Below are 23,375 nucleotides of genomic sequence, written 5' to 3'. Positions count from 1 at the left end.
TCACTTTTTTAATCTTTTGGCTTTTCTTTGCTTGCAAAATGTTTGGCTAACCATAAACTAATAGATGCAATACCTGCAAAAAATATAATTAATGAAAGATAATTGCTACACGAAACTTTAGCCGCTTTAAATAGGAAAAAGCCGCCAATCAAATTAAATAAACTCCATGCAATATTTACGACAGGCGACGAAAGTCCCTTGCCCGGCGGTTTTGCAAACGGTGTAGGGAAGGAGTTGCCTGAGATTCCATTTACAAAATGTGGAACGAAGTTGGCGAGAAAAACTCCTGCGAAGAATGTGCTTAGATAATTGTACCATTCCATAATTCTATTTTTTTTATAATTATTACGTTTTGACAAAAAATGTAAAAATGTCAAATTTTATTCAAAAAAATTTATTCTTTCAGCCATTTCGCTGCCATAGCTGTTAAAATATCAACAGTTGTATTTAACTTGCTGAAATCGTTGTCGTGGCTCATTTCGCGTTTGATGCCCCGAATGCCGCTTTGAATGATGAAAGTAAATGTATCCTGCTCTTTAGGTTTTAGTGCGCGAACCTCGCCACTTTTAGCACTTGCAGATAAAACTTTTTTTAATAACGATGCTTCCTGTTTCATCAAAAGTTTGTGAATGGTTATCATTGCGGTTGCGTGTTTTGATATTTCATCGGCATCCATGCCTGTTTCTAAAGCTACAAATAATGCTTTCCTGTCTTCGGAAGTTTTGATTTTACTCAGGCAGAAAGCACGTATTTTATCTTCAATGGAATCAACGGTGTTTACGACAGCAGAGATTTCATTAATCACTTCACGCACGAGCGCTTCCATTACGGCTTCAAAAATTTCGTCTTTGTTTTTGTAATAATAATAAAGCGAACTTCTTGTTTTGCCGATAACTTTTGACACATCATCCATCGTTACTTTTTTGATGCCGTGCTTCAAATACAGTTGCAGAGCAGCTTGAAGAATCTGTTCCGGCAAAATATCTTCTTGTGTAGTTTGTATAGATGACATGATGAATGATTAATTAATTTCTGTACAAAGATAATGAATTTGACAAATTATCAAATTTTGTCAAATTGTTAAATTTATACTTCCGTTTTTCTTTTTACTATCAAAATCCATTCGCCATTATCCAATGGCAGATAACCATACTCGTAATTGAAGAAATAAATTTGTCCTTTTTGATTTTGGTATTGATGCGTGTGGTATTTAAAATTGAATCCTTGTGCAAGTAGCTTATCGCGTTGCACCTTTTTCATTTCTTCGTTATCAGGTATTACATCTTCCAGTATGCGGCGGTTTTTGCGCAAAATATTGTTGAGATTGCGCACATAATTATTCTTGTCGCTGTTCTGCTGATTATTGTAAGTATTACGGCAATAATCGTCGCAAAACTTTTTATCCGTGCGACCTCTCAATGGTTTGCCACAAGCAAGGCAGGTTTTAATGGCAGCGTTTTCCATAGGCTAAAGATACAAATTATCCGATTACAAACGGTTACAATCAATTACATTCGTTCATAAGCGATTAAAAACCGATTGGGGTTTTTTGCTTGCTTCATCTTTGCAGCGATGATGACGATAAATGTTTTCATCGCAAGTATTTTATTTCATTTTTAAAAATTTAAAGTTATGAGCACATTAAGAAACAGAGTTCAACTGATTGGACACTTGGGAGCAGATCCTGAAGTGAAAACCATTGAAAGCGGCGCAAAATTGGCACACATTCGTTTAGCCACTACCGAAAATTACCGTACGCAAAGCGGCGAATGGAAGGAAGAAACGACGTGGCACAACGTGGTGGCGTGGGAAAATCTTGCGGAAAGAATGCAACTGAATTTGCAAAAAGGCAGTTATGTAATGATTGAAGGCAAACTGGTAAATCGCAGCTATACGGATGCTTCGGGACAGAAAAAATATATTTCCGAAGTACGCGCAATGAGCATGATAAAATTGGATAAAAAAATTTCTAATAATGCTTCGCCTGAAGCTGCTGGAATATTACAAACGGCAGATGATGATAGTCTGCCGTTTTGAATTTTGAATGAAAAGTCCGTTTCTTTTACAATATTAGGGAACGGACTTATTTTTTAGTTGTTCACCATCTTCATTTGGTCTTCGCGGTAACGTGCGCCCACATTCGGATATTTTTTCAGAATTTCTTCAATCGCGTTCAAATCGTCTTTTGATAATTCAACGTTCACGGATTCAGAATTTTCAATCAGATATTTTTGTTTCTTCGTTCCGGGAATCGGAATAATATTATCGCCTTGTGCCAATACCCAAGCCAATGCAAGTTGTGCAGCAGAAACATTCTTGCTTGTTGCAAATTCTTTAAACGCTTGTGCCAGCGAAAGATTATTTTCCAAATGCTCGCCACTGAATCGGGGAGTGGTTTTGCGAAAATCATTATCCTTTAAATTCGTATCAAATCCGTCGTTCGTAATCAAACCTCTTGACAACGGACTGAACGGAACGAGCGAAATATTCAGTTCGCGCAATGTTGGTAAAATCTCTTTTTCAACATCTCTTGTCAATAAAGAATATTCGCTTTGCAGAGCCGCAATCGGATGAACGGCATTCGCCTTGCGAATAGATGCAACGGATGCTTCGCTCAACCCGAGAAAACGCACTTTACCTTCTTTGACCAAATCTGCCATTGCGCCAACCGTTTCTTCAACCGGCACATTCGGGTCCACGCGATGCGCGTAATACAAATCAATCGTATCGATTTTCAAACGCTTTAAACTCGCTTCTGCGGCTTCTCTAACGTGTTTTGGCGAACCGTCAAAAGCGCTTTGCATTTTACCGCCGCCGAGCTGCATATTGGTAAAACCGAACTTTGTGGCGATAAAAATTTTATCACGATTCGGTACTAAAACTTTTGAAACCAGTTCTTCATTTTTGCCGTTGGCATAAATATCTGCCGTGTCCCAAAAGTTGATGCCCAAGTCCAATGCTTTGTGCAACGTGGCGATAGATTCATCATCATTCGGTTCGCCGTAAGCGTGATTCATGCCCATGCAACCCAAACCGATGGCGGAAATTTCAACACCTGTATTACCAAGTTTTCTGTATTTCATAATTGAGATTTTTTATAGTTATTTGTTTCACAGAGTTACGCGGAGTAAGCACAGCGGTTCACAGAGTTTTTGTAAATTATTTTCTCTGTGCCACTCTGTGTAAAATCTCAGTGTTTCTCTGTGTTACAGCCATTTTATTTAGATAATTGTTCAAACTCTTCGTCAGTCAAAACGATATCTGCCGCTTTGAGATTGTCCTGCAAATGATGCAACGATTTTGTTCCCGGAATCAACAAGATATTAGCCGCGCGTTTCAACAGCCAAGCCAATGCAATCTGCGAAACGGTTGCATTATGCGCTTCTGCAATGTGCGTGATTTTGTCCTTCAATTTATCTGGACCGGAAGCCAACGGGAACCAAGGAATGAATGCAATATTGTTCTGTTCGGTATAATCAACAATGCTTTCCCATTTTCTTTCAGAAAGATTGTACAAGTTTTGAACCGAAGCAATCGGAACGATTTTTTGCGCTTTTTCTATTTCTTCAATACCCACTTCTGATAAACCGACATGCTTTATTTTTCCTGCTTTTACCGCATCTGCAACGGGTTTCAGGGTTTCTTCAATCGGGAAATTCGGGTCAACGCGATGCAGTTGCCAAAGCTGAATTTGCTTTAGTTGTAAACGTTGTAAACTGTCTTCAATTGCTTGCGCAATGTATTCGGGATTGCCGTTGGGAACCCAAACATTCGGACCGGGGCGCGTTAATCCACCTTTGGTTGCAATCACGATTTTATCGTAATCGTTTTTCAACGCATCGTGAAACAATACTTCATTCGTATGCGGACCGTAAGAATCTGCCGTGTCCAGAAAGTTTACGCCGCCTGCAACTGCCGCCTGCAAAACTTTAATGGCATTTTCCCTGTCGGGCGCATCGCCGAAAACGCCTTCGCCTGTTAATTGCATACCGCCGTAGCCCAAACGGTTTATTTCCAAATCGCCGCCTAACTTGTAAGTAAGCTGAACCTTGTTCGTACTCATAGTTGTATATTTTTAAGATTGTGAATAATTCAAATGACAGTGCAAAGGTCAGCCTTTTCGGGAAAAGAAATTTGCCCCGATTCAAACAAAAAATTATAAAAATCAAACAATGATTATTTTTGAATAATGTAGATGAAATTGAATTAACATTCGGATAACTTTGCAAAGCCTGTTCTTAATCATGCAGAAAAACATTCCCACATATACTTTAAACAATATTTCAAAGCACGGATTGGTTGTCGAACGTATTACAAAACGTTTTGAAGACCCGATTGAAAACCCTGTTACCAAAGGCATTCACAGGGACAGTCATTATATTTTTATGTTTGTACAATCGTGCGAAGCAAAAATGATGGTGGATTTCAAAACATTTAAACTTAGTAATGCGGGTGTTTTTTGTGTGCTGCCGGGACAAGTGCATCAGAGTCTCGGTATTGAAAATATTTCCGGTTGGTTCGTTGCTGCGAACGTTGATTTTATTCCCGATTATGTGCGTACCGTTTTTGAAGAATCGCTTGTTGCGATAAAGCCTGTTTCTATCAACAAGGAATGGTCAGACAAATTGCAGGCTTGCGTCAAACTTTTACATACAAGTTATTCGGATGAATTAATGACAACCAAAGAAGGTGTCGCCATTGTTCAGTCTTTGCTTAACGCTTATACGGGAATGTTCGCGTCGATTTATGCGCAGACAATCAACCGAGAAAAAACAAAAGAAAGCCGTGCCATGCAATTGACGAGGCAGTTCAGGATTCTTGCAAGGCAAAAATATAAAACCTTAAAAAGTCCATCACGGTACGCCGAAGCATTAAACATTTCTTCTGTGTATTTAACCGAAATCGTAAAAGATGCTACGGGAAAATCCGTAAGCTATTGGATTCAGCAGGAAATATTAACCGAAGCGAAGCGATTGCTTTTTTACACAGACATGACAGTAAAGGAAATAGCTTGTGAACTTGGCTATGAAGACCATGCTTATTTCTCACGTTTGTTTTCCAAATTATCCGGTCAATCCGCTTTAGCTTTCAGGAAGAGAAGCCGCAAGTAATTCTTACAGACCGGAGAATACCTTGAATTGTCCAATCATTCCCTCGAAACAGCTATCTTTCAATTTATGCTTTGTCGCTTCCTTTGTAAAAAATATTGACTATGCCGAGTATGCCCAAATGGATGAACAACGCAGTGGAAAATTTGTTGTCATCCAAGTTCAGAGATGTGTCCGTGACGGAAACGGAATATATTTCCGAAAACATAAAAAGAGTAAAGTTTTCGGGCAATCTGCACGGATTGGAATATGCTCCGGGCTATGCCGTTTCTTTTCGTGTGAATGATACGGATTATCGCAATTATACACCGTATAATTTTAATAAAGTAACTGGATGCTTTGAGATTTTGTTTCATATTCACGGCGGCGGTCCGGGCAGCGAATTTGCGGATGCGCTTGATGTACACGATGTAATGAAAATGCTCATCCCGCGCGGAAGGGAATCATTCACATTTAGGAACAGATACAAATATCATTATGTAATTGGCGATGAAACGGTGTTAGGATTGGCGTTAGAATTAAAGCAGGAAGCCGGAAAATACAGCTATGAATTCAACGGCGTATTTGAGTTGGATAACCATGAAGTGCCGGAAATACTGGAGCTATACGGAAGCCATGTTCCTAAAAATGAACCGCATAAGATAACGGAGCAAATTATGTGCGATATTTTTGACGGCGTAATTCGCAAAGACAAAACAGCGTTTTATGTATCGGGCAACGGTACAACTTTGCAATATGTGAGAAAAGAATTGAAGCAATTGGGCGTTCTGAGTAATCAAATTTTTGCGCAGGCTTATTGGATTAAAGGAAAGAAAGGATTGTAGAAACTATAAAAATCAAACAACGCAGTTTTTTTTAATAGCCGCGTAGTTATCATATCATAATTTAAAATCAGTATTTTAATTAAACGACTGCCGAAATTCCATCGGCGAAATATCGGTTTTCTTCTTGAATAGTTTGTTGAATGATTGCGGATATTCAAAGCCTAATTGATATGCAATTTCTCGAACGGACAAATTGGTTGTTGTCAACAATTCTTTTGCTTTTTCGATGAGCCTGTTATGAATATGCTGTTGTGTGGTTTGTCCTGTGATAGTGCGCAACATATCACTGAGATAATTCGGAGAAACATGCAGCTGTTCAGAAATGTACTGAACGCTCGGTAAGCCATTTTCTGAAAGATTTTTGTTGCTGAAAAAAGTCGTCAACAGATTTTCCATACGAATTAAAATATCATCATTCGCAGGTTTTCTTGTAATAAACTGACGATTATAAAATCGGTTGCTGTACTGCAAAAGCAATTCAATCTGTGCAATCATTACGTCCTGACTGAAGCGGTCTATGTTGGATTGGTATTCGGTTTCAATATTCTTCATAATGTTTTCCACGATTGCCTCTTCCTGCTCGGAAAGATGCAACGCTTCATTCACTTCATACGAAAAGAAGCCGTAATCTTTTATGGTTTTCGCCAATGGATAACCTGCCAGAAAATCGGCATGAACAACCAGCCAGTAGCCGGATAATTTTAGTCCTTCAACGATGTCGGTGGTAACGACCTGCATGGGCGAAAAGAATGTCATTACTCCCTCGTCAAAATCATAATACTGTTGTCCGTACCTCATTTTACCCTCAAAATTCTTTTTAATGGCAATGCAGTAAAAGTTATAGGAAACGCTACGCAGACTTTCATCATCAAAGCATTTTGTTTCCTCTAAATTGATGACGCTTACCAACGGATGTTTGGGCTTAGGCAAAGCCAATGCTCTGTGCAATTCGGATATGGAATTAAAAATATGCGGTTTGTTACCTGCCTTTTTCATTGATGCAAAAATAAAAAATCAATCAAAATTGGTGGATAGAGTTAGGTGTTTCCACTTTTCAAATTCGTGCATCTCTTTTTCCCGATGCTCTTTTATCAACTCGTAAGTATCAGTGCCTAACAACAGGTGTAAAGGAGGATTTTCTAATGCAACGATTTCGGTAAGTATCTTCACTAATTTTTCAGGGTCGCCTTGTTGTTGCCCGCTGAAACTTGTCCAGAATTCTTCTGCTTTGTCCAGCCCATAAGCTGCAATCCTTTTTTTTGCAAATTGCATAGAACCTTTGTCCATAAAATTAGTTCTGAACTGTCCCGGCGCAACTACTGTAACTTTTATGCCGAAAGCATTTACTTCCTGTGCCAACGCTTCGGAAACGCCTATTACGGCAAACTTTGAAGCATTGTAACTTGCAGCATTGGCAAAGCCTATATAACCTGCATTGGAAGCAATGTTGATGATATGTCCCGATTGCTGTTGCCGTAAATAAGGCATTGCATTACGAATAACGTTTACTGTTCCGAAAAGATTTACGTCCACCGTTTGACGAAATTCTTTGTCTGTCATTTCTTCGATGCTGCCAACCAATGAGTAGCCTGCATTATTTACAAGTACGTCCAATCTCCCGAATTTTTCAATGCTTTGCCGGATGGCATTCTTAACTTCTTCATCGGAAGTAATGTCCACTTTCAAAGGAAAAAAATTGTCTTGATTTTCCGATACAGATTTTCTTAAATCATCAATATTTCTCGAAGTTGCTACAACTTTATTTCCCTGCGATAAGGCTAATTTAGTAAGTGCAAGCCCAAACCCTTTTGACGATCCTGTGATAAACCATACTTTTTTATTGCTCATGTTTTGTGTTTTATGAATGCAAAATTCAATAAAAGTCAGTAGTTGATATTATCCAAATCCCGGAAATAAGTGTCCAAAATTTTCAGGAGGCTACAACGTCATACCGCCGTCAACAATAATTTCTGCGCCTGTAATAAAATTCGCACTATCGCCGCACAAGTAAGCAACCAATTTTGCAACGTCTCCTGCATCGCCCATTTTCTTTAAGGGAATTGCGCCAATCAATCTTTCCTGAATACTTTTTAAAGTAGTTTCGTCCAAGCCTGATTTGCTCATGATTTCCGTTTTGTGCGGACCGGGACTTACCAAGTTTACCCTGATTTTTCTTGGTGCTAATTCAGCTGCCGCCGTTTTTGCAATGGAATTCAATGCCGCTTTGCTTGCCTGATAAACGGAACTATTCGGCTTATAGGTTGAAGCAACAATAGATGATAATACAACCACAGAAGCGCCGTCATTCAGGAGCGGAATAAATTTACTCAATGTAAAATACGCACCTCTGAAATTGATATTCATTACGCTGTCAAAATTTTCCACGCTCATGTTTTCGATAGGCATTAAACTGCCTGTGATACCTGCATTGATGAAGAGAATATCTATTTTCCCGAATTGATTTTTTATTGCTTCAAACAATAAATCCGTGTCTTGCAGATTGGCTTGGTCTGCAACAAACGGAATCGCACCCATTTCTTGCGCTGCTTTTTCAACAGCATCTTTGCGCCTTCCTGTGATAATCGTTTTTGCACCTTGTGCAATCAATTCTTTTGCCGTTGCATACCCAATGCCGCTGTTACCGCCCGTAACCAAAGCAATTTTTTCGTGTAATGTGTTCATGATTTTTTGTTTTTAATGAATACAAAATTAGAAGCGAATTGGTATAACTTTGTAACCGGTATAACGGAGTATATCAAAAATGAAACAAAAAAATATAGCAGCTAAAGCAAGCGAAATATTGTCGAACCCGAGAAATCAGGCAGATGAAGTGAGGGCTTTGCAGGACACGATTTACGTTATCGGCGGTAAGTGGAAATTGCCCATTATTAACTCGTTGTGCAACGGCAACAGGCGTTTCCGAGAAATAGAAAGAAGTATTCCCGGCATTACTACACGAATGCTTTCGCGTGAGCTGAAAGAGATGGAGCTGAACCAATTGGTCAAGCGCACCGTTGATGAAAACACCAATTCGGTGGAATATACAGTTACAAGTTATTGCCGCTCATTCGGCGCCATCATTCTTGAAATGATTAAATGGGGCAAAGAGCATCGCAGGAAAATAAAAAGGGAATTGCCTAAAAACTGAAACTCTTTTAAAACTGTACTTTAAATTTTCATTGAAGTAAGAAGAGTCGTCGTAAAGAAACGGCGACTCTTTTGGAAGCTATAATTATCAAACAGCTGTTTTTACCAAACCGCCGTCGGCACGCAAGGCTGCGCCGTTGGTTGCAGACGATAAAGGACTTACAAGATAAGTAACCATATTTGCAATTTCTTCGGGTTGTAAAAAACGTTTGATGATAGAAGTTGGGCGCATGGTTTGGAAAAATTCGGACTCCATTTCTTTTTCAGTTTTGTTGTTTTGCTTTGCCAATGCTTCTACAAAACCGGTTACACCTTCGGACAAAGTTGGTCCCGGTAAAACTGAATTGACGGTTACGTTTGTTCCTTTGGTAAGCTCAGCAAGCCCGCGTGCCACGGCGAGTTGAGCCGTTTTGCTTACACCGTAATGAATCATTTCTTCGGGAATTTGCAATGCCGATTCGCTTGAAATAAAAATAATCCTTCCCCAATTTTTCTGCAACATTTTATCGAAATAAGCTCTCGACAAACGCACGCCGCTCAACACATTTATCTCGAAAAATTTAAACCAATCAGCATCTGTAATTTCTGCGAATGGCTTGGGCTCGAATACTGCAACATTGTTTACCAATATATCCACTTCGGGAAGTTGCGCAATTAATTGGTCGATTTGTTTTACATCGGAAAAATCGGCAACAATGCCTTGCACATTTTCATTGTTTGTTTCTTGTTCGATTTGCTGAACTGCACTTTTTACACGGCTTTCAGTTCTTCCGTTAATAAAAACATTTGCGCCTTCTTTTGCCAAAGATTTTGCAATGGCAAAACCAATGCCTGCGGTTGAACCTGTAATTAATGCAGTTTTTCCTTTTAATTGAAGTTCCATGATGGAGATAATTTTTTATAATTTAAGTAAATGATTTTGAAGTGTAAAGTTCGGTAAATGCTTTGTCTGAAACAACACCATAGCAAGCAACCGGCTGTGAATGTTTTGCCAATGAAACAGGCAATTGAGCTAATGCCTTACTTATTTTTTAAACTTCCTTTTATATCGGGGCAATCTGTAAGTGCCAGTTTATATGTTTCTGTATTGCCGTATTGTTTTTTCAATATTAGTAAGTAAGGCGAAATATATTTGTAATTATAATCATGGTCGATATCGTATTTTACATCATTGTATTTTTGCATTGCTTTGTCGCATAGGGAGAGCATTAATAATATAGAGGCTTTTTGTTCGGGCTTCTTTGTAAGCGCCAGAGCATTTTTATATTGTGAAATTGCTTGTGCGCAACCATAATAATTCTTCATATAATCCTCATTTTTGGAACAAAAACCGTTATTAAACCAATCCGGTTTTAGTGAAATGCCAGACGACCAGCCGTAGCTCGTCATCATCCAATGAAAACCAATATAACTCATATTATATTCTGCGTTGCCCAACAGGCAATATAACTGCGACTTCTTTTCATTATCTTTTTCATTTTTTATTTGTTCTAAAAGATTGACGATATCTTGCGTTATATATCGCTTGCTAACAAGAGGATAATCTGGTTGATAATCTTTTATCCAGGGTGTGAGTGAGGCTAAATTTGTAACAGATGTTTTAGGTAAAAAGTCTTTGTAAGCGTAAGTCTTTTCCCAAAAGTTTGCATTCATTTCTTTGAACACTTTTAGTGCTTCGGCAAACTTTTGCTGCCTTAACAAAATCGTTCCTTTTAAATCTTTATAAAAATCGTCCGATGCCCAGTTTTGTGTTGTAATGTATTTTTCAAAATTACTTTTGTTCTTTTTGTGTTTTAAGGATAGTAAAGAATCTATTGTTGCGGGATTGGCTGTTCTGTCAAAGTAGGCAATGGAAGTATAATTGTCATTGCTTGTATCGGGATTATTTTCATCATAATAATAATTCCAGTTGCCGCTGCCGTCATTCGCATTAGTAATAACACCGGCTTTGTTGTACAGTAATCCTGCGGTAACAATATCGCTTTTATTTTGATATTGCCTGCTTAAAAGCAAGAGCAATTCCGAAAGGTCGTCGTTTCTTTCTGCTTCGGGATTATCATCGTCATAAGCAAAATTGCCGCTTTCATAGTCGTCGTATTTTTCATTTACAAAAACGGGATTGATGGCAATTAATGACTGTATATTTTTATATAAAATATTTTTTATTGAATCTTTTCTTATGTCGTAAATGTTGGATAGTGCGATTGTGTATTCAATCAATTTTTGTGTAGCGTATAAAGTATCGCGGATGTTTTTGATTTGATTGATTTTTTGCAAAGCGAGAGAATAATTTTCACTCATGTTATACAAATGGGCAAGCGCTATGTTTAAATAATTTTTACCGACTTTATTGCTATTCATTTGCTCTAAAAATGAGCAGAATGTTTTCAGATACGCCTTGTCTTTAACCAGATTTTTTTCTGCGAAATAAGAATACGGTTTTTGATAAGGATAATGCTGACCGTAATAATCGTTATCTGCCTTAGCATTAAAATGAAGCATTTCGGGCGACCAAAGCCAGTTTTCCAACTTGTTTATTTCACGGCTTATCAAAAAAGGTAAATACTTGCTTTCCGGTTCAAGCGAATATACTTTTTGAATAGCATTCAAATCCCTTCCCGGATCGTTGATGACGCGCATGGTATAAATTAACGCCAAGAGATGTTTGTCGGAAGTCCGTTGTTCCAGCGTATCCAGGTCGGTTGCGGAAATCTGATGATAGCAGAACAATTTTTTTTCTTCGGAATTATCAAATGTTTTTAAAAGGTAAGTGGTTCGTTGCGTGCTGTCGAGAATCATGGCATAGTACAATTGTGACCAGCCGAGAATTACAGAATTGCTTTTACATAAATATTTTTGGTACAGCATTGCCACCGAATCTGTGCCCTTCAAAGCCTCATCTTTAGTGAGATAATAAAATGCTTTCTCCGCCTGAAAAGCATAGCGTTCGCGCAAGAAAGAGGATGATGTAGAACGCATTTGCCTGCTTGCTTCTACGGCAACGTATTTCAGCGTATTGTCATAAACATTGTTGCTGTCGTTCCAAGGGTCCATATTGCCAAATTGCGTAAACTCGCTTTGCTTGGAAAGCATCATATAGTCCAACGCTTTTTTATTTTGTTTTTTGGTCAGCCATTTAATGAATGTATTGCCCGAAAATTCTTTCCAGTTGCCCGTGTTGTATGCGTATTCAAAATCGTTCGGTGTGGTTTGGTATTGTATTTCATAAATATCTTTTTCGATTGCTTCATTATTGGTAAATATGCGCCATTCCTCACAGTTACGTTTATAATCCAGGTTGTCCGGGTCGGGAATATTTGAGTTTAAAAATCTTTCGGAATAATAAAAAGGTTCCAAGCCACTTTGCCCGTCAATGGTTGAGCGGAACAATGCAAACCTGTCTTCATCAAGATACAATGAAGGTCCGCAAGCCCAAAGACTGTAAACCAGTCCCATGAAGAGCGCGCTAAAAAACAGTATAAATTTTTTGAATGGTATTTTCATATTCTTTTACCCGTTTATAATCCCAGTCAAAAAAAGTGATGTGTTGTGCATTGGGGAATTTATTATGAAGTAATGTTGCTGCCGTGATGAGTTCTTCTTTGTCGGGAAATTCTTCGCGTAAAATGTCGCCCTCACGCAAATAGTTATTATCTATTACAAAATCTTTATTCATTTGAAAACGGTGCGGTACAATACTGTCAAAATTATGCCTGATAATATTTTCGTTTAATTGCGATTGATAAATTAAACCTTTTACCTGATTGTCTCTGAACCAAACATACCAACCAAATATGGGCAATGCAATGTCTAATGGCAGTTTGTAATGTTTCGCATTCAGATATGCTTTTAGTTCATGCAAATCGAAAATAGAATTTTTTGTTTCCGGGTTATTGATAGCGCCTAAATTGTAGCACATCAGCATTCCTTTGTCCACAGGTGGAACGCCTATTTTATCTGGATACTTATATGGGTACAAACGAATGGTTACGGAAATAATTTTGTCCGGAAATTGTTTTTTAAGACTGCGTAAAAAAGCAAAATATTTATCGCGTGTAGATGCAGTCCAGTCGCAGTCTATTTGGATTTCGTTGTATGGAACCGGTCGCGTTTTTCTTACCGAATCTCGGAAAGCATCATAATCAAAATTTGGCGAATAGCCGACGGAGTCTCTATATCTATACATTTTGTTTTCGGCTATTGCATTTTCTATTTCGCTGCTTGTTTCGTTGATTTTTCTTTTCAGTTTTACAGCCAGGGAATCGTTGCACCATACGCTGTCTATTCTTTCAAAAGTTCTGTTTGTAATAAAAATTACGGGAGTATATGTTTGTGTAACAGTGAGTGGAGTAAAAATGGCAGACTCATAATTGTTACTGTTTGCAGGAACGGGAATTTTCAAATGCTCACTCCAGTCAACATCCATAAACTTGATGTAGAAATGTTGCACACCTAATTTTACAATAAGGGAATCTTCTTTTTTATTTGTAAAATAATCGCTGTAATTATTTGTGTTTTTCCAATAATAAAAAGAGTATTCTGCTTTTTTGTGTTTGCAAGAAAGCAGCAGTAATACAGTTAAAAACAGCAATAGAGAACATCTTGCGTTATACATAAAAAGCAAGGGATATATTTTTATCAAATATACCCCTTTTATATTGTGATAAAACGGAAAAATTATTTTTAAATCAACACATTTCCCGTCATCTCTTTCGGTATCTCAACGCCCATAACTTTTAAAATAGTTGGAGCAATATCGCCGAGTTTTCCCTGTTTAATTGTTCCTTTAAAATCATTGCTGATGATGAACAACGGAACAAGGTTTACAGAGTGTTGCGTATTCGGACTGCCGTCTTCATTAATCATATTATCGGCGTTGCCGTGGTCGGCTGTGAGGAAAATGGTGTAGTCGTGTTTCAACGCTTCGGTTACAATTTCTTCCACACATTTATCTACCGTTTCGGCGGCTTTGATTACCGCGCTGAAAACACCTGTATGTCCCACCATATCTGTATTTGCGAAGTTTAAGCAAATAAAATCAGCCGTTTCATTTTCGATTTCGGGAATAATTTTTTCAGTGATTTCATAAGCGCTCATTTCGGGCTGCAAATCATACGTTGCTACTTTCGGCGACGGCGCCATAATTCTTTTTTCGCCATCAAATTCTTTCTCGCGACCGCCGCTGAAAAAGAAAGTTACGTGCGGATATTTTTCCGTTTCCGCAATGCGGATTTGTTTCTTGTGATTGTCTTGTAAAACTTCGCCAAGGGTATTTGTCAAATTATCATTTTCAAATATCACATGAACATTTTTATACGTCGCATCGTATTCCGTCATCGTAGTGTAATGCAAATCGAATTTGTTCATACCGAAGTCGGGCAAGTCAATTTGCGTAAGCACTTGCGTTATTTCACGGCAACGGTCGGTACGGAAATTAAAACAAACAGCCACATCGCCGTCCTTGATTTTTGCATCGGCATTTTCTTTCAAAGCCGCATTCACAATAGGTTTGATAAATTCGTCTGTAACTTCCGCTTCATAAGATTTTTCAATCGCCGCAATTAAATCCGAGGCTTCTTCGCCAACGCCTTTTGTGATAGCGTCGTAAGCCAGTTTAATTCTTTCCCAGCGTTTGTCTCTGTCCATGGCGTAGTATCTTCCCGTAATGGTTGCGATTTGTCCTACGCCTGTTTTTTTCAAATGATTTAATAAATCTTCGATAAAACCTTTGCCGCTGTGCGGGTCGCAGTCGCGCCCATCGGTAAAAGCGTGGATGAAAACATTAGAGAAATTTTGTTCTTTACACGCATCAATAATCGCTTTCAAATGATTGATATGACTATGCACACCGCCGTTGCTCACAAGTCCGAGCAAATGCAAAGGCTTATTATTTTCTTTCGCTGTTTTAATGGATTCCAGCAAAACGGGATTGTTGTGAAAAGTATTTTCGCGAATAGCAACATTAATGCGCTGCAATTCCTGATAAACAATTCTGCCCGCACCGAGATTGAGGTGTCCGACTTCACTGTTGCCCATTTGTCCTTCGGGCAAACCAACCGCTTCGCCGTAAGTAACCAAAGTCGTGTGCGGATATTTGCCGTACAATGAATCTACAAAAGGTGTATCGGCGTTTTGGATGGCGTCAATTTCTTTACTTTTACCCAAACCCCAGCCGTCCATAATGAGAAGAATTGCTTTTTTCGTTTGCATTTTATAAAAAATTTTTGATTGAATAGTTCTGAATTTGCGGGCGTAAAGTTAGGCTTTTTCGCAACTAAAACTGAACACGGACTAAAGAAAACAAAATGCCGATTGCTATTCAGAAATTCTTTTTAAGAGAAAGCAGGGGGCTTGGTTTCTGTATTTATGTCATTAAAAGAAATTAATTTCATAATTTGGCGTGCTCTTTGCTGCATATATTAAAATTAAAAACGAACTAAGAATGAAAAGATTACTTACAATGATAATGGGCGTGCTTTTATTTGCTCCTTTAGGTGTGAAAGCAGCCGAAATAGGCGATATTGTAAACGCGTTAAAACAGGCAGACCCGGCAGAAATTACGAAATTTTTTGACAGTTTCGTGGATATAAAATTGCCCAACAAGGATGAAGTAAAAAACGTGAGCAAAAATCAGGCGAGCATTACTTTGAAGGATTTTTATACTGAGCAGGGCATTAACGGTTTTGAATTATCATCGAAACGTGAAATGGGTGGAACCGGGTATTTGGTGGGAAAACTGAAAACGGATTCCCGGACATTTAACGTAACGATTATGGTAAAAACAAAAGGCAGCACCACAACAATTCTCTCGGTAAGGATTAATTAAAAAATGATTTTGAAAAGAATAGCGGTTGAATAACTTCAATCGCTATTTTTGTTTAAGTTTCATACGGAGAACACAAAGAAATAAAGGCACAGAGAATATAACCCTCTGCCTCGTTTTCTCTGTGAAAGCTGTGTGAAATAAAAAATCTGATAATGAATATCCAATCTCTCTACGAAATATTTTTACAATATCCGTCCGTGCAAACCGACAGTCGCAAGGTGCAAAAAGGCGATTTGTTTTTTGCGCTGAAAGGCGAAAATTTCAACGGAAATTTATTTGCTCAACAAGCCTTGAACGACGGCGCAGCTTATGCAATCGTTGATGAAAACGTTGGCGATGATGAACGATTAATCTTAACGGATAATGTTTTACAAACTTTACAGGATTTGGCAAAACATCATCGCGAGCAATTCAATATTCCTTTTCTTGCGATTACGGGAAGCAACGGAAAAACTACGACAAAAGAATTAGTTAATGCCGTGTTGAGTTCGCATTTTAAAACATATACAACGCAGGGAAATTTCAACAATCATATCGGTATTCCATTGACCATTTTGAAAGTAAAACAAGATGCAGAAATTGCCGTGATAGAAATGGGTGCCAATCATCTGAAAGAGATTGAAGGTTATTGTTTGTATGCGCAACCTACGCATGGAATTATTACCAACATTGGCATTGCACATATCGAAGGATTCGGCAGCAAAGAAAATGTGCGCAAAGCAAAAGGCGAATTGTACGATTTCATTCGCACGCGCAATGGAACTGTTTTTGCTTTTGACGATTATGATTATTTGCACGAAATGTCCAAAGGCATTCGTGAAATAATTTGGTACGGTACAAAAAACGGAACGGTTGTTGGCAGTGCGACGCAACAAAATTCTTTTCTCGGAGTAAATTTTTCGCAAGGTATGCCTACAAAGTATAGCAACATTCAAACAAAATTGGTAGGAACATACAATCTGCCGAATGTTTTATGCGCGGTTGCTGTGGGAAAATATTTCGGCGTTCCCGAAGAAAAAATAAAAACGGCGATTGAAAATTACGAGCCGTCGAACAGTCGCTCGCAGTTAATTAATTTGGGTACAAACAAAATTATTCTGGATGCGTACAACGCCAATCCGTCGAGCATGAAAGCAGCGATTGAAAATTTTGCATCGTTGCCCGGTGAAAATAAAGTGTTGATTCTCGGCGGCATGAAAGAGCTGGGAAATGAAAGTGTGGCGGAGCATGAAAAATTAATCAACTTAATAAACAAATTTTCATGGAAGTCTGTAACGCTGATTGGGAGCGAGTTCCAGCCGTTTGAAAATAAATATCAATGGTTTGAAAATTCAGATGCGGCACGCAATTGGTTTAAAAACTGGAACTTTGACCACAGCACAATTTTGATAAAAGGCTCAAGAGGAATTGCATTGGAAAAGTTGTTGAGTTAATTTGAGAATGTGGTAATTTGAAAATTTGAAAATGACATTTTGCGTCATTGCGAGGAGCGAGGCACAAGCGGCGTGGCAATCTCATAAAAATTAATTGTAGAAAAATAAATAAACCATGAACCAAAAATTTGCCGAACGTATCGGCGCAGAATTAAGAGAAATCGAAGCCGCAGGGTTGTTTAAAAAAGAACGCATTATCGAAAGTCCGCAGGGCGCGGAAATATTAGTCAACGGGAAAACCGTGTTGAATTTTTGTGCCAACAATTATCTCGGTTTGTCGTCGCATCCAAAGGCTTTGGAAGCCGCAAAAGCCACAATTGACAAGCGCGGCTACGGCATGAGCAGCGTGCGTTTTATTTGCGGCACGCAGGATATTCACAAAGAGCTGGAAGAAAAAATTTCCCAATTTCTCGGCACGGAAGATACCATTTTATACGCTGCGTGTTTCGATGCCAACGGCGGCGTGTTCGAGCCTTTGTTTTCTGCAGAAGATGCGATTATTTCCGATGCTTTAAACCATGCTTCGATTATCGACGGCGTGCGTTTGTGCAAGGCGCAGCGTTATCGTTATGAGCATAACAATATGGAAGATTTGGAAAACAAATTGAAAGAATCGGCTCATTTGCGCAGCAGAATTATTGTAACCGACGGCTCTTTTTCCATGGACGGAACCATTGCGCAATTGGACAAAATTGTTGCGTTAGCAGAAAAATACGATGCCATTGTAATGACGGATGAAAGCCATTCTACCGGTTTTATCGGCGCCACGGGTCGCGGCACGCACGAGCATTGCGGCGTGATGGGAAAGATTGATATTATCACCGGCACTTTAGGCAAAGCCTTGGGCGGCGCGAGCGGAGGATTTACTTCGGGCAGAAAAGAAATTATTGAAATGCTGCGCCAAAGAAGCCGCCCGTATTTATTTTCCAACACATTGGCACCGAGCATTGTAGGCGCGTCCATCGCCATTATAGATATGCTGAGCGAAACTACCGAACTGCGCGACAAGCTCGAATACAACACCAAATATTTTCGCGAAAAAATGACGGAAGCGGGTTTTGATATTAAACCCGGCGTTCATCCGATTGTGCCGGTAATGTTGTATGACGCCGTGATTGCGCAAAAATTTGCCGCCGCTTTGCAGGATGAAGGCATTTATGTTACAGGCTTTTTCTTTCCCGTTGTTCCGAAAGGTCAGGCGCGCATTCGTGTGCAGATGAGCGCTGCGCATGAGCAGCATCATTTGGATAAAGCGATTGAGGCTTTCGGTAAAGTCGGCAAAAGTTTAGGTGTAATTAAATAATTTATGAAAACAATAGCTTGGATAAATTGATTAGAAGAATTACTTTTGCATTCCATTAATTTTTTAACCAAAATCATTTAGCCTTTAAATTTCTATTTAACATGGCAGTAAAAATTAGATTACAGAGACACGGAAGCAAGAAGCGTCCATTTTATTTTATCGTAGTTGCAGACGCACGCGCTCCGAGAGATGGTAAGTTTATCCAAAAGTTGGGAACTTACAATCCACTAACCGTTCCGGCGACAATCCAGTTAGACAGACAAAAAGCATTAGAGTGGTTGCACAAAGGTGCGCAGCCTACTGATACTGTCCGTCAGATTTTATCTTTCAAAGGTGTATTGTATTTGAAGCACTTGTTGAGAGGTGTAAAATTGGGCTTGTTTGACGAAGCAACAGCTATGACTAAGTTCCAGGAGTGGTACAACAATCATGAAGCAACAGTTGCAAAGCGCAGGGAAGAACACAAGAAACAACAGCGCGACAGTCGTAAACGTCCTGTGGTAAAGAAAGTTGAAAGCGCTGCTCCGGAAGCTGCTGTTCCTTCAAGCGAAGAAGCTGCCGCACCATCGGAGGAAGCATAGTTTCTTACAGAAGAATTATTGAAAGAGTCCATACCAAAAAAGTGTGGACTCTTTTATTTTTTTCAAAGAACCTGCCGGTAATTTGAGAAACAAATTACCGGCAGGTTTTAAAAGATGTTTGGCTTCAGGCTTTTTTGCGCACTACATGGTAAATCCACAAAAGAATAATACCGCCTACAACCGATAATACAAAACTCCTGAAATTCCAGCCGTTCACGCTGCCCCAGCCAATCAGGTTGCCAATGAATCCGCCGATAACACTGCCTACTATGCCAATGATAATAGTAATAATCCAGCCGCCGGGATCTGAGCCGGGACGTAAAGCTTTGGCAATTGCTCCCGCAATCAAACCAAAAATAATCCATGAAATGATGCCCATAGTTTTATAGTTTAGTTAATAAATAAGCTATAAAAACCATACCAAAACCACAGTCGGCACGAATTAACGATACAGCAAATCGTAATATTCGCTTGCCATGCGGTTGCTGTCAAATTGGAAACGTACGTCGCGCATTGCGTTTTTCATAATCTGTCTCCAGGTATCGAATCTGTCGTAATAAGTCGGAAGTATTTCGGTTTCCAGAATTTTATATATTGTTTCTACATCATATTCATCCTGTTCGTGGATGTGCATATTTGCATAATCAGCTTTTGGAACTACAAAGCCATTGTGCCCGTGATTGATGAACTCGGGAATCCAGCCGTCGTCGGTTGAGAAATTAACAGCACCGTTCATAGAAGCCGTCATTCCGCTTGTGCCGGATGCTTCGCGCGGTACACGCGGATTGTTCAACCAAACGTCAGCAGCTTGTTTCAGGCGTTTGCTCAATGTGAGTTCATAGCCTACAAGTACTGCAATATTTTTATATTTTTTGCTTTCATTGACGAGCCTGTCGAAAGTGCCGATTGCTGAATAATCGAGTGGATACGGCTTCCCGGCAAAGATGATTTGAACGGGATATTTTGTATTGCTAATCAGTTGTTGAAATTTTGCTTCATCTTGCAGCAATAAGTCGGCGCGCTTGTAGCCTGCAAAACGGCGCGCCCAAACGATGGTAAATATATTCGGGTCAAATATTTTCCCTGTTTGGTCGGCAACTATTTCAAAAGCACGTTTCTTTAAATATTTTTTTCTGTCGTCCATGATATAATCATCGCCTTCGTTGAAGGCACGGTACATTTGTTTGTCAGCCCAGTATGTCCAGTTTTGCGCATTGGTAATAGAAATGATGTCGCAAATGCCTTCGTATTTTCCCCACATTTTTCTTGAGACTTCGCCATGAAGTTTAGATACGGCGTTTGCTTTGGATGCGAAGCGCAATGCGACGAGCGAATGATTGAACGAATCTTCGGTAATACCGGTTAATCTTCTTACTTCATCAATGCTCAAACCGCAGAAGTAAGACATTTTCTGGCAGAGATAGATGTTATGTTTTTCATTGCCTGCTTCTTCCGGGGTATGCGTTGTGAATACCAGCTTTTCTTTCAGTTTTTGAACATCTTTATATTTGTTCAGTAAATAAAAAGCCGCCGGCAAAGCGTGTGCTTCATTGAGATGATATTTTTCCGCATCAAAATTTATTTTGTCCAGCAACGTTGCGCCGCCCACGCCGAGCAAAATATATTGCGCCAGTTTTGTGGCTTCGTTGGCATCGTACAAACGATGCGTGATAGTTTGAGAAACATAATCGTTCTCGGGCAAATCGGTTGTGAGTAGAAATATAGGCGCAGTTCTGAACGTTTTCGGATTGAGATATAAGGCTTTTACCCAAACATCTGCATCGTGTATTTTTATCGTGAATTTAATGCCTGTATCTTCGAGAAAAGAATATGTTTTTTCCAGCCATGAAGTTTGCATGGTTTGGTCTGCATTACGATTTTGGTCGTAATAACCGTACTTCCACAGAATACCGATGCCAATTATATTTTGACCAAGCTCGTACGCACTGCGCATGTGTGAGCCGGAGAGAAATCCGAGTCCGCCGCTATAAATTTTTAAAGGCTGATGAATAGCAAATTCCATTGAAAAGTATGCGACTTTCTTTTGATATTTTTCGCTGATGGGGTAAACTCCGTTAAAATTAAAATTGCTCATATTGTTGTTTGAATAATCGAGCCGAAGATAGAAAAAATATTTTTGATAGGAAGATGAAGCTATTGCGAAACTGTTGTTTGAAGCAGCATATTTTGATGCTGTTCGCAAGTTCATTCTGAAAGTGATCAACCGCACCGGGTACTCAAAATATTTGCTCGGTAATATATTTGAGCATCTTGTATTGAACTAAGAAAAAAATTGATGTTGATTTCAATTTAGATTTTATAAAAATGCGCGACAGCAATGCCGCGCATTTTCAAATCAGCTCATTTTAAATTAATTATACATCTCTTCGCGCAAAGCCTTTACGCGCGTGTCTTCAAGATATTCATCAAATGTCATTAGCCTGTCGATGATGCCTTTAGGCGTTAATTCTATGATGCGGTTGGCAACGGTCTGCATAAACGTATGGTCGTGCGAAGTGAACAATACCACGCCGGGAAAGTTTACACAACTGTCGTTGAACGCCTGAATGCTTTCCAAATCCAGGTGGTTTGTCGGTTGGTCAAGCACAATTACGTTTGGGTTTTGCAGCATCATGCGGCTGACCATGCAACGTACTTTTTCGCCACCGCTCAGTACATTTGTTTTCTTCGAAAGGTCGTCGCCGGAGAACAACATCTTGCCAAAGAAACCGCGCAAAAATGGTTCGTCCGCATCGGTTACGTGCGGTGGAACAAATTGTCTTAACCAATCCAGTAAAGGCAATCCTTCTTTAAAATATTTTCCGTTTTCGATAGGAAGGTACGCTTTGGTAATAGTTGTTCCCCATTCATATTTTCCGCTATCGGCTTGTGCTTCTTCATTCAGAACATCGAAGAAATAGGAGACTGCGAGCGGGTTGCGGCTGATGAAGGCAATTTTTTCGCCTTTCTTAATATCGAATGTTACTTTATCGAACAACACATTTCCTTCCACCGTTTTTTTCAGATTTTCTACATTCAAAATCTGGTTGCCCACTTCCCGCAACGGTTGAAAAATAATGCCCGGATAGCGTCTGTTCGATGGTTCAATTTCTTCAATTGTGAGTTTTTCCAAAGCTTTTTTACGCGACGTCGCCTGCTTGGATTTTGAAGCGTTCGCGCTAAAACGTGCGATGAAGTCCAGCAAGTCTTTACGCTTGTCTTCCATCTTCTTATTCTTATCTGCCAACTGCCGCGCAGCCAATTGAGAACTTTCGTACCAGAATGAATAATTACCTGTATAAACTTTAATTTTCTGCCTGTCCACATCAGCAACGTGTGTACACACGGCATCGAGAAAGTGGCGGTCGTGAGAAACTACCAATACGATATTTTCATAATCGGCAAGGAAATTTTCCAGCCAGCCAATGGTTTCTATATCCAAACCGTTCGTAGGTTCATCCAACAACAAAATATCGGGATTGCCAAACAATGCCTGTGCCAACAATACGCGCACTTTCATGTTCGACGGAATATCTTTCATCAGTGTTTGGTGCATATCTTCTTTAATGCCCAATCCGCTCAAAAACGCGCCGGCATTGCTTTCCGCCTCATAGCCGCCCATTTCGCCAAACTCCGCTTCGAGATGGCTTGCGTGCATGAAGTCGTCTTCCGTTGCATCGGGATTCATATAAATAGCGTCTTTCTCGTGCATGACGTCCCACATTTTTTTGTGTCCCATCAACACGGTGTTTAACACTGTTTCATTGTCAAACTCGAATTGGTTTTGTTTTAAGAAAGACAACCTTTCGCCGGGCGTAATTTCTACGGAGCCTTTGGTCGGCTCTATTTCGCCGCTTAGGATTTTAAGGAAGGTGGATTTACCCGCGCCGTTTGCACCGATAACACCGTAGCAATTTCCTTTTACAAAATTGATATTTACTTCGTCGAATAAAACCCGCTTGCCGTAAGCAAGCGTAATATTTCTTGCACTAATCATGTATTAAGAAGATAGATTTTTGAGAAGTGCAAAAGTAACATTTATCGGGCAAAAGGATATGAAAATATGATGATGTTTTTACAGGAATATTAGACCGGCAGAAAAAAAATTAATGCGACGCACTAAAAAATCCGACCATTTGTTCCAATCCGTTTT

Annotated in this window: 22 protein-coding genes and 1 pseudogene; 8 read left to right on the top strand and 15 right to left on the bottom strand. The window is 39.4% G+C overall.

From position 1 onward, the window contains the following. Positions 1-8: 8 nt before the first annotated feature. The 3 genes from A9P82_RS03805 to A9P82_RS03795 all read right to left on the bottom strand — a co-directional run bounded on the left by A9P82_RS03805 (position 9) and on the right by A9P82_RS03795 (position 1,464). Entirely contained in the window at positions 9-323 is a 315-nt protein-coding gene (locus A9P82_RS03805) for a hypothetical protein (RefSeq protein WP_066204332.1), read from the bottom strand. 71 nt (positions 324-394) lie between these two features. Continuing rightward, on the bottom strand, positions 395-1,012 hold the full coding sequence (locus tag A9P82_RS03800) for a TetR/AcrR family transcriptional regulator (protein WP_066204330.1): 618 nt from the start codon (positions 1,010-1,012) through the stop codon (positions 395-397). A 74-nt stretch (positions 1,013-1,086) separates the two neighbouring features. After that, positions 1,087-1,464 (bottom strand): hypothetical protein, encoded by a 378-nt coding sequence (locus A9P82_RS03795; protein WP_066204328.1) that lies wholly within the window; start codon positions 1,462-1,464, stop codon positions 1,087-1,089. Positions 1,465-1,632: 168 nt separating this feature from the next. Between A9P82_RS03795 and A9P82_RS03790 the strand changes: the two genes are divergently transcribed. Next, positions 1,633-2,037, top strand: a complete 405-nt coding sequence (locus A9P82_RS03790; protein WP_066204325.1) for a single-stranded DNA-binding protein — start codon at positions 1,633-1,635, stop codon at positions 2,035-2,037. A 53-nt stretch (positions 2,038-2,090) separates the two neighbouring features. Here the strand turns inward: A9P82_RS03790 and A9P82_RS03785 are convergent, their stop codons facing one another. Further along, a complete protein-coding gene (locus tag A9P82_RS03785; RefSeq protein WP_066204323.1) occupies positions 2,091-3,083 on the bottom strand; it encodes an aldo/keto reductase in 993 nt (330 codons plus the stop codon). 134 nt (positions 3,084-3,217) lie between these two features. Beyond that, positions 3,218-4,063: an aldo/keto reductase gene (locus tag A9P82_RS03780; protein WP_066204319.1), complete on the bottom strand. Its 846-nt coding sequence runs from the start codon at positions 4,061-4,063 to the stop codon at positions 3,218-3,220. Positions 4,064-4,244: 181 nt separating this feature from the next. Between A9P82_RS03780 and A9P82_RS03775 the strand changes: the two genes are divergently transcribed. Together A9P82_RS03775 and A9P82_RS03770 are read left to right on the top strand one after the other, a co-directional pair. Then, positions 4,245-5,111, top strand: coding sequence for a helix-turn-helix domain-containing protein (locus tag A9P82_RS03775; RefSeq protein ID WP_066204318.1), 867 nt, complete (start codon positions 4,245-4,247; stop codon positions 5,109-5,111). Between the two features lie 101 nt (positions 5,112-5,212). After that, positions 5,213-5,932: an FAD-binding oxidoreductase gene (locus A9P82_RS03770; protein WP_066204317.1), complete on the top strand. Its 720-nt coding sequence runs from the start codon at positions 5,213-5,215 to the stop codon at positions 5,930-5,932. Positions 5,933-6,031: 99 nt separating this feature from the next. Here the strand turns inward: A9P82_RS03770 and A9P82_RS15835 are convergent. From A9P82_RS15835 to A9P82_RS03755, 3 genes and pseudogenes are all read right to left on the bottom strand, one after another. Next, a pseudogene (locus A9P82_RS15835) lies at positions 6,032-6,328 on the bottom strand (helix-turn-helix domain-containing protein); the annotation flags it as partial. A 618-nt stretch (positions 6,329-6,946) separates the two neighbouring features. Continuing rightward, a complete protein-coding gene (locus A9P82_RS03760) occupies positions 6,947-7,780 on the bottom strand; it encodes an oxidoreductase (protein ID WP_066204314.1) in 834 nt (277 codons plus the stop codon). A gap of 90 nt (positions 7,781-7,870) precedes the next feature. Further along, positions 7,871-8,614 carry a glucose 1-dehydrogenase gene (locus tag A9P82_RS03755; protein WP_066204312.1) on the bottom strand — a complete coding sequence of 248 codons (744 nt, stop codon included), beginning with the start codon at positions 8,612-8,614 and terminating at the stop codon, positions 7,871-7,873. A gap of 79 nt (positions 8,615-8,693) precedes the next feature. Here A9P82_RS03755 and A9P82_RS03750 point away from each other — a divergent pair, with 79 nt between their 5' ends. After that, positions 8,694-9,080, top strand: coding sequence for a winged helix-turn-helix transcriptional regulator (locus A9P82_RS03750; RefSeq protein WP_066204309.1), 387 nt, complete (start codon positions 8,694-8,696; stop codon positions 9,078-9,080). 87 nt (positions 9,081-9,167) lie between these two features. Here the strand turns inward: A9P82_RS03750 and A9P82_RS03745 are convergent, their stop codons facing one another. From A9P82_RS03745 to gpmI, 4 genes are all read right to left on the bottom strand, one after another. Further along, complete coding sequence (locus tag A9P82_RS03745) at positions 9,168-9,962, bottom strand: SDR family NAD(P)-dependent oxidoreductase (protein WP_066204307.1); 795 nt, start codon at positions 9,960-9,962, stop codon at positions 9,168-9,170. A 137-nt stretch (positions 9,963-10,099) separates the two neighbouring features. After that, a complete protein-coding gene (locus tag A9P82_RS03740) occupies positions 10,100-12,583 on the bottom strand; it encodes a hypothetical protein (protein ID WP_066204305.1) in 2,484 nt (827 codons plus the stop codon). Beyond that, positions 12,546-13,694: a hypothetical protein gene (locus A9P82_RS03735; RefSeq protein ID WP_156522592.1), complete on the bottom strand. Its 1,149-nt coding sequence runs from the start codon at positions 13,692-13,694 to the stop codon at positions 12,546-12,548. Before A9P82_RS03735 ends, A9P82_RS03740 begins: the two co-directional genes overlap by 38 nt. A 68-nt stretch (positions 13,695-13,762) precedes the next feature. After that, the gene (gene gpmI, locus A9P82_RS03730) at positions 13,763-15,289 is read right to left on the bottom strand and encodes a 2,3-bisphosphoglycerate-independent phosphoglycerate mutase (RefSeq protein ID WP_066204301.1); all 1,527 of its coding nucleotides are present in this window, start codon (positions 15,287-15,289) and stop codon (positions 13,763-13,765) included. A gap of 232 nt (positions 15,290-15,521) precedes the next feature. On the opposite strand from gpmI, the gene A9P82_RS03725 reads away from it, so the two are divergent. The 4 genes from A9P82_RS03725 (at position 15,522) to rpsP (ending at position 19,222) form a co-directional block, all read left to right on the top strand. After that, complete coding sequence (locus A9P82_RS03725) at positions 15,522-15,905, top strand: DUF4783 domain-containing protein (protein ID WP_066204299.1); 384 nt, start codon at positions 15,522-15,524, stop codon at positions 15,903-15,905. Between the two features lie 152 nt (positions 15,906-16,057). Next, positions 16,058-17,338 (top strand): UDP-N-acetylmuramoyl-tripeptide--D-alanyl-D-alanine ligase, encoded by a 1,281-nt coding sequence (locus tag A9P82_RS03720; RefSeq protein WP_066204297.1) that lies wholly within the window; start codon positions 16,058-16,060, stop codon positions 17,336-17,338. 115 nt (positions 17,339-17,453) lie between these two features. After that, on the top strand, positions 17,454-18,641 hold the full coding sequence (gene kbl / locus A9P82_RS03715; RefSeq protein WP_066204296.1) for a glycine C-acetyltransferase: 1,188 nt from the start codon (positions 17,454-17,456) through the stop codon (positions 18,639-18,641). A 101-nt stretch (positions 18,642-18,742) separates the two neighbouring features. Further along, on the top strand, positions 18,743-19,222 hold the full coding sequence (gene rpsP / locus A9P82_RS15800) for a 30S ribosomal protein S16 (RefSeq protein WP_066204295.1): 480 nt from the start codon (positions 18,743-18,745) through the stop codon (positions 19,220-19,222). A 124-nt stretch (positions 19,223-19,346) separates the two neighbouring features. On the opposite strand, the gene A9P82_RS03705 is transcribed toward rpsP, so the two are convergent. From A9P82_RS03705 to A9P82_RS03695, 3 genes are all read right to left on the bottom strand, one after another. Continuing rightward, entirely contained in the window at positions 19,347-19,601 is a 255-nt protein-coding gene (locus A9P82_RS03705) for a GlsB/YeaQ/YmgE family stress response membrane protein (RefSeq protein ID WP_066204293.1), read from the bottom strand. Between the two features lie 63 nt (positions 19,602-19,664). Next, entirely contained in the window at positions 19,665-21,431 is a 1,767-nt protein-coding gene (glgP, locus tag A9P82_RS03700) for an alpha-glucan family phosphorylase (protein WP_231891200.1), read from the bottom strand. A gap of 162 nt (positions 21,432-21,593) precedes the next feature. Beyond that, positions 21,594-23,219 (bottom strand): ABC-F family ATP-binding cassette domain-containing protein, encoded by a 1,626-nt coding sequence (locus A9P82_RS03695; RefSeq protein WP_066204291.1) that lies wholly within the window; start codon positions 23,217-23,219, stop codon positions 21,594-21,596. Positions 23,220-23,375 lie beyond the last annotated feature (156 nt).

The organism is Arachidicoccus sp. BS20 (assembly GCF_001659705.1).
Classification (GTDB): Bacteria; Bacteroidota; Bacteroidia; order Chitinophagales; family Chitinophagaceae; genus Arachidicoccus.
This window is presented reverse-complemented; position numbering and strand designations above follow the sequence as displayed.